The sequence below is a fragment of the Rubrobacter marinus genome, assembly GCF_011492965.1.
Classification (GTDB): domain Bacteria; phylum Actinomycetota; class Rubrobacteria; order Rubrobacterales; family Rubrobacteraceae; genus Rubrobacter_F; species Rubrobacter_F marinus.
In genome coordinates, this window is sequence record NZ_CP045121.1 from 4,150,402 (window position 1) to 4,156,492 (window position 6,091).

9 protein-coding genes are annotated in these 6,091 nt (G+C 59.6%); 1 reads left to right on the plus strand and 8 read right to left on the minus strand.

Features of this window, described 5'->3' with window-relative positions:
- Positions 1 to 84: 84 nt before the first annotated feature.
- From GBA65_RS21255 to rpmH, 8 genes are all read right to left on the minus strand, one after another.
- Complete coding sequence (locus GBA65_RS21255) at positions 85 to 954, minus strand: ParB/RepB/Spo0J family partition protein (RefSeq protein ID WP_166398235.1); 870 nt, start codon at positions 952 to 954, stop codon at positions 85 to 87.
- Positions 947 to 1,708, minus strand: coding sequence for a ParA family protein (locus tag GBA65_RS21260; RefSeq protein ID WP_166398236.1), 762 nt, complete (start codon positions 1,706 to 1,708; stop codon positions 947 to 949). Before GBA65_RS21260 ends, GBA65_RS21255 begins: the two co-directional genes overlap by 8 nt.
- A 23-nt stretch (positions 1,709 to 1,731) precedes the next feature.
- Complete coding sequence (gene rsmG, locus GBA65_RS21265) at positions 1,732 to 2,496, minus strand: 16S rRNA (guanine(527)-N(7))-methyltransferase RsmG (protein WP_166398237.1); 765 nt, start codon at positions 2,494 to 2,496, stop codon at positions 1,732 to 1,734.
- Positions 2,497 to 2,592: 96 nt separating this feature from the next.
- Positions 2,593 to 3,390, minus strand: a complete 798-nt coding sequence (gene jag / locus GBA65_RS21270) for an RNA-binding cell elongation regulator Jag/EloR (RefSeq protein WP_166398238.1) — start codon at positions 3,388 to 3,390, stop codon at positions 2,593 to 2,595.
- The gene (locus tag GBA65_RS21275) at positions 3,387 to 4,193 is read right to left on the minus strand and encodes a YidC/Oxa1 family membrane protein insertase (RefSeq protein WP_166398239.1); all 807 of its coding nucleotides are present in this window, start codon (positions 4,191 to 4,193) and stop codon (positions 3,387 to 3,389) included. Before GBA65_RS21275 ends, jag begins: the two co-directional genes overlap by 4 nt.
- Positions 4,194 to 4,203: 10 nt before the next feature.
- Complete coding sequence (gene yidD / locus GBA65_RS21280; RefSeq protein ID WP_166398240.1) at positions 4,204 to 4,419, minus strand: membrane protein insertion efficiency factor YidD; 216 nt, start codon at positions 4,417 to 4,419, stop codon at positions 4,204 to 4,206.
- Between the two features lies 1 nt (position 4,420).
- The gene (rnpA, locus tag GBA65_RS26940) at positions 4,421 to 4,711 is read right to left on the minus strand and encodes a ribonuclease P protein component (RefSeq protein WP_407691031.1); all 291 of its coding nucleotides are present in this window, start codon (positions 4,709 to 4,711) and stop codon (positions 4,421 to 4,423) included.
- Between the two features lie 72 nt (positions 4,712 to 4,783).
- On the minus strand, positions 4,784 to 4,918 hold the full coding sequence (rpmH, locus tag GBA65_RS21290) for a 50S ribosomal protein L34 (protein ID WP_166398242.1): 135 nt from the start codon (positions 4,916 to 4,918) through the stop codon (positions 4,784 to 4,786).
- 411 nt (positions 4,919 to 5,329) lie between these two features.
- Between rpmH and GBA65_RS21295 the strand changes: the two genes are divergently transcribed.
- Entirely contained in the window at positions 5,330 to 6,076 is a 747-nt protein-coding gene (locus GBA65_RS21295; RefSeq protein ID WP_166398243.1) for an ATP-binding protein, read from the plus strand.
- Positions 6,077 to 6,091 lie beyond the last annotated feature (15 nt).

Below are 6,091 nucleotides of genomic sequence, written 5' to 3' on the forward strand. Positions count from 1 at the left end.
CAGACCGCGCTCCAGGATCTTACATCCTTTGTAACCGAGGTTAAATCAAGCGGTATATGACTATTAAGCGGCTTATTAAAACGCCTACTCAGATACGGTCTGTGAGATAAGTAGTGTGAGGAGGCCCTCGAGCTCCTCACCGCTACGGAAACGAATTTCGATCTTACCGCCCTTGCGGCTCGCCTTGACCTTCGCGGGTAGTCCGAGGGCCTCCTGAAGCCGACGAGATGCGTCCCCGTACTCTTCCTCGGGTCTGCGTTGGGGGCTGCGCTCCTGGACGTCCTGGGGCTCGGGGTCGGCGAGCTCCTCGCGTACGATCTCCTCGGTCCTCCGAACGGAGAGCTTCTCCGTGATGATCCGGTCGGCTACCCGCAACATCCAGCCTTCTTCCTCCAACGGCAGAAGAGCCCGAGCGTGGCCTTCCGTCAACTCTCCTTCCAGGATAAGCGCTCTGATGGAGGCCGGAAGTCGCGTGAGCCTCAAGGTATTGGTGACGGCCGTGCGGCTCTTCCCCAACCGCTCGGCCAGTTGCTCCTTCGTGAAGCCGAAGCTGTCCATGAGGGCCTGATAAGCGGCAGCGGTCTCCAAGGGGTTCAAATCCTCGCGCTGCAGGTTCTCGACCAGAGCAAGCTCCATCGACTCGCTCTCCGCAGCCTGGCGTATAAGGACGGGAACGCGGTCGAGCCCCGCCTCTTTCGCGGCCCTGAGGCGCCTCTCCCCCGCGATAAGCTCGAACCCGTTCTCCGTGGCGCGAATCACGAGCGGCTGGAGGATTCCGACCTCCCGGATAGAGGCCGCCAGCTCCCGTATACCGGCCTCCCCGAAGCTCCGCCGGGGTTGGTGGGTATTCGGACGTATCGCCGAGACCGGCACCTCTTCGAACCTCAGCCCACCTACGCTCTCTCCGGTCGAGATCAGGGCGGACAACCCACGGCCCAGCCCTCGCCTACCCACGACCGACGACCTCCTCCGCAACCGCGGCGTAGGCCTCGGCACCACTGCTCTTGGGTGCGTACAATGCCACGGGCAGGCCGAAGCTCGGAGCCTCGCTCAACCTGACGTTACGCGGTATCACCGTCCTGAATACCTGATCGCCGAAGAAGGATCTGACCTCGTCGACCACCTGATGAGCCAGGTTCGTACGGGCATCGAACATGGTCAGCAGCACTCCGCCTACCTTGAGGCCCGGATTCAACTCCCCACGCACCATACGGATGCTGCGCATGAGCTGCGTGAGCCCCTCGAGCGCGTAGTACTCGCACTGCATAGGGATCAAGACCTCGTGCGCAGCCGTGAGTGCATTCAGCGTCAGAAGGTCCAGCGACGGAGGGCAATCTATGACGACTCGGTCGTACAACCCCTCGGGCAGCTTGTCTACCGCCCTCTTCAGCTTGAACTCCCGGGCGAGCGCCGATACCAACTCGACCTCGGCTCCTACGAGGTTGATGGTCGCCGGAGCGATCGATAACCCCTCGACTTCGGAAGGTACCGCGACCTGTTCCAGCGGTTTGCCTTCGAGGAGCACGTCGTACATACAACTGCCGTCGTTCACGCTCACCCCGAGGCCACTCGTAGCGTTGCCCTGAGGATCCATATCGACCACGAGCACCCGCTCTCCTAAGGTGGCGAGATAGGCCGATAGATTGATAGCGGTGGTGCTCTTACCCACCCCGCCTTTCTGGTTCACGATAGCTACGACGTTGGTCACGAGCGCATATTAGCATGGAGCCACTACGGCTCGCCCCTGGTTTGAGTGCCTAACGGACGTTTCTTCGCGAGTCCGATTCTACGTGGGTAACCTGTCGGAGTGGGGCCTGTCTTACGAAAGACCACGATCTGACGGTGTTTCTGCTCCAACTCGGGCATTAGCCGTACCTGAGTTACCTCATGCAACTCCGCTTGAAGTTTTCGGGCTGCTTTCTCTCCGGCGATCAGCTCATCCTGCTCGAGCCGTCCCTTCATTGCAAGCACCCAACCGCCCTCCTGCACGAAAGGCGCGCAATATTCGACAACCACCGGAAGCGCTGCAAGCGCGCGGCTCACAGCTACGTCATAGGCGTCCCGAAAGGTTCGTTTCCTTCCTGCCTCCTCAGCGCGCCCGCTGTGGATTGTTAGATTCGTCAACGACAAGTCGTCCCGCACTTTCTGCAAAAACACGACTTTCTTCTCGATTGATTCAAGAAGGGTCACAGATAGTTCGGCCTGCGCAACTGCAAGCGGAATTCCCGGTAGTCCGCCTCCGGATCCCACATCTAAGAGGTTCCCTTGCCATTGCTCGCCACCGAGCGTAAGACAGCTCAATGAGTCCAGGATGTGATCGAGCACGATCCTCTGCGGTTCCCTGGTGCCGATAACGTTTGCTGCCGTGTAGTTGGCAAGCGAGTCAGCGTATTGTCGTAGGAGACCGAGCTGCTCAGGCCCTAAACCGATCCCCCACTCAGAAGCCTGGTCATCAAGCAGCCGCATGGCGGCGTCGATAGTGTGCTCGTGTTTCACGTGAAACACTCCATCCAGAGACACGAACGGATCGGGCGCCAAATGTTTCTGTGCGTAAACATTTGGCGCCCGATCCGTTTCACGTGAAACGTTCTGCTAGTAGTTGGGGGTGATAACTACTCGCCGGTCGTCCTCTCCCCCCTCGCTCGAGGTCGAGACGTTCGGATTCTCTTTGAGGTAGAGATGGACAACGCGGCGTTCGGCCGCCGGCATCGGTGGGAGGTTCAAAGGTCGCTTCTCCCTTTGAGCACGTCTGGCGGTCCTATGGGCCATACCCTGGAGCGCTTCCACTCTCCTCTGCCTGTAACCCTCTGTATCTACCGTGATCCTCTTCAGAAAAGGCCGGCTCTTGTACACGAAGACGTTGAGCAGGTATTGGATCGCATCGATGGTCTCGCCCTTCTGGCCTATAAGTAGGCCAGTCTCCGCCGTGGCTATATCGACCCTTATTACCTCTCCCGCATCATAAGCGTCGACAGTAGCATCGAAGCCCATCTTCTCAAGGAGCTCCGTGGCGAAGCCATCGACCGCCAGGATCAAATCCTCAGGCGCATCCTCGGGCACGGGAGCTTCCCCTTCGGGGGCGTCCGTGAGAACGCCGCTATCCTCAGGTACCACGTCTACTTCGGGCGTTTCGACTTCAGAGGTATCAGGAGCCCTCTCGGACGTAGCAGGAACTACTACTGCTTCGGATTCAGAGGAAGGCGTTATAGACGAGATGGGAGCGGTTACTACGATACGTGCATCACGGGCACCAATACCCAGGAAGCCAGAGCTGCCTTCGTCCAGCACTTCGTATTGCAACTGCTCCGGGGAGATGCCCAAGCTGGCGGAGGCCTTTGAAACGGCTTCATGTACAGACTCGGCGTAGAACTCCTGCTTGTCGCCGTTCATCTTCTCCTTTTCCTCTTCCTACCACCGGTGGACGGTTGCTTTACCTGGGTCGCCTTGCGCCCGTTGCCCTCCTGCGCAGAAGAATCCTGATTCTTAGCGGCACGGGGAGCTGGTTGAGCAGGTGCCTTCTCCTTATCGGGCGCGGCCGGAACCTTCTTGCCAGGACCGTGGTTGTAGATCAGGTAGTTCTGTACGAGCGTGACCAGGTTCGACGTGATCCAGTACATAAAGAGGCCGGCGGGGAAGGTAAGGAGAAACACCGTGAAGACCACCGGAAGAATGCGCATCATCCACCGCTGCTGAGGCTCGAGGTTCTTGGCGGTTATCTCTGAGGCGGCCAGCATGGTCACGGCCGACACGACCGGCAGAATATAAAAGGGATCGGCCTGGGTGAGGTCTTGAAACCACAGAATGCCGCCCTCGACGAAGTCCGGGTGCTCCTCGCCGAAACCGCGGATTACGTAGAACATCGTGATAAATATGGGCATCTGAACGAGGAGGGGGAGACAGCCCCCCAAGGGGTTGACCTGCCGCTCCTGATAGAGGTTCATCAACTCTTCTTGTTGCTTCTGACGGTTGTCCTTGTACTTCGCCCGGAGCCGGTCCATCTCGGGCTTCAAATCCTGCATAGCCCTCATGCTCTTGACCTGCTTGAGCGTGAGCGGGAAGAGCAACGTACGGACTACTATCGTGAGCAGTGCGATGCTCAGCCACCAGGGCAGACCCTGAGCATGAAAAAACTCCAGGCCGGTGCCCAGCAAGTTCGTCAGGGGACTAAAAACTCGTTCCAAAAAGTTGATCATAGAAGCCTCTTCATCTCACTGGATCGAACCCACCCTTCGAGAAAGGATTACAGCGCATTATCCTCCATGAACCCATCAGGACGCCTCTGACCACACCATACTTCCTGATAGCCAGGAGGGTGTACTCGGAGCAACTCGGGTAAAACCTGCAGGAATTCGGAAGCATCGGGGAGATGGCTCTCTGGTACAGCTTGATCGCAGCTACCGCGGCGTTACGCGGGCTCATCTTAAGCGCCTTCCCCGATACCCCTGGTCTTCTGGATCTTGCTCAAGGAGCGAGAAAACTCGTCATCCAGCTCTTGAAAAGAAGCCTCGGCAGCGGCCGGACGGGCGGAGACCACCAGGTCCAGATCGCCCGGCAACCCGTCCCTGGAAGACCGAAAAATTTCCTTCAGCCTTCGCCGAACACCGTTACGGGTCACAGCAGAGCCGACCTTCTTCGAGACCGAGAGCCCCAGCCTCGGCTCGCCGAACCCGTTGGGCAGGGCATGTACCGAGAACAATCTTCCCCTGTACACCGAGCCCTCACGATAAACCCTCTCAAATTCCAGCGAGGAGGTAAGGCTTGTACTTCGACGTCGGGGCAAAGATCAGACAGCGAGCCGCTTGCGTCCCCGACGACGCCTCGCCGCTATGACCCTCCGGCCGCCGACGGTACTCATACGAACTCGAAACCCGTGCGTTTTCGCGCGCTTACGACGGTTGGGCTGATAGGTACGCTTCATGACACTCCTCGAGATTCTCGCGATAAATGCATTGCAACCCAAACAGTATATCCGAAGCAGGTAGACGTATCCAATAATTCTCTAGGCGTTCCGATCGACCTCGTGTGGCGCCCGCCGTCTGGCTCGAGATCGGAAAAGCTCTGCAAAACGCGTTCCCGTACGGAGGTGTGGGGGCTCCGACGCGTGGGCTATAGGGCGCTGTACGGACCGTAGAAAGGCTCCGCTGCGTGCATCAGAGGAGTTTATCCACACCCTGTGGAAAAAAATGTGGATAAAAAATGCAATTACCTGCAAAAGACGTTTTTCCACTCCTCGGCTCTAGCGCGTTCGTGGGGGGTACGTAATAATCCCGCGATGGGGATGATGAACGCCGCGAGGACAGCCAGGGACTTTGGGGACGCTGGCATCGGCGTGAAGATCGCGGTGTACCCCGACGGAGGGGAGCCCGAGGTCAGCGAGGTTTCGGCGGCCGGCCCTGGCTCCGCGGCCACCAAGTTCTCGCGGGTGGTGATGGAGAAGGTTCGGGAAGCGACGGGGCAGGTGCCGGAGGAAGCGGTCCAGGAGCTCGTCGAGAACCTGATCCACGCGGGATTCAAGGGCGTCGTCATCTCCGTCTTCGATGGAGGGAACGTGGTAAGGATCTCCGACAAAGGTCCCGGTATAGGGGACAAGGTGCGGGCCTTCGAGTTCGGTTTCTCCGGCGCCTCCGAGGAGGCTACGAGGGAGATCCGGGGGGTCGGTGCGGGCCTGGGTATTGCCAAGGCCGTGGCGGAGAAGGTAGGGGGTACCGTGACCATCGAGGACAACATCGGGGGCGGTACGGTGGCGACGATTCGTGTGAACAAGGAGGCCAAGCCCGAGGCGAGGGACGAGGCGCCGGCTCGCCCCACGGCGCAGGCCAGGCGCTACCCCGACGCCGTACCGAAGATGAACATCTCCGAGAGGCAGCAGAAGGCGCTCATCACCGTTCTCGAGTCGGGCGAGGTCGGGCCCTCGACGGTGGCCGAGAAGCTGGAGATGAGCGTCAGCACCGCCTACCGGGACCTCTCGGTGCTGGAGGAGCACGGTCTCGTCGCCGGGGCCGAGTCGGGGAAGCGCCAGATCACGCCCCTCGGACGCGACGTCGTCGAGGCTATCGTCGATTCCTGGGTGAAGTAGCCGGTGGCTCGCCCC

Coding starts and splice junctions, on each gene's coding strand:
- jag (WP_166398238.1), bottom strand. CDS start 3,390: ATGAACGGCGACAAGCAGGAGTTCTACGCCGAGTCTGTACATGAAGCC.
- rpmH (WP_166398242.1), bottom strand. CDS start 4,918: ATGAAGCGTACCTATCAGCCCAACCGTCGTAAGCGCGCGAAAACGCAC.
- yidD (WP_166398240.1), bottom strand. CDS start 4,419: ATGAGCCCGCGTAACGCCGCGGTAGCTGCGATCAAGCTGTACCAGAGA.
- GBA65_RS21275 (WP_166398239.1), bottom strand. CDS start 4,193: ATGATCAACTTTTTGGAACGAGTTTTTAGTCCCCTGACGAACTTGCTG.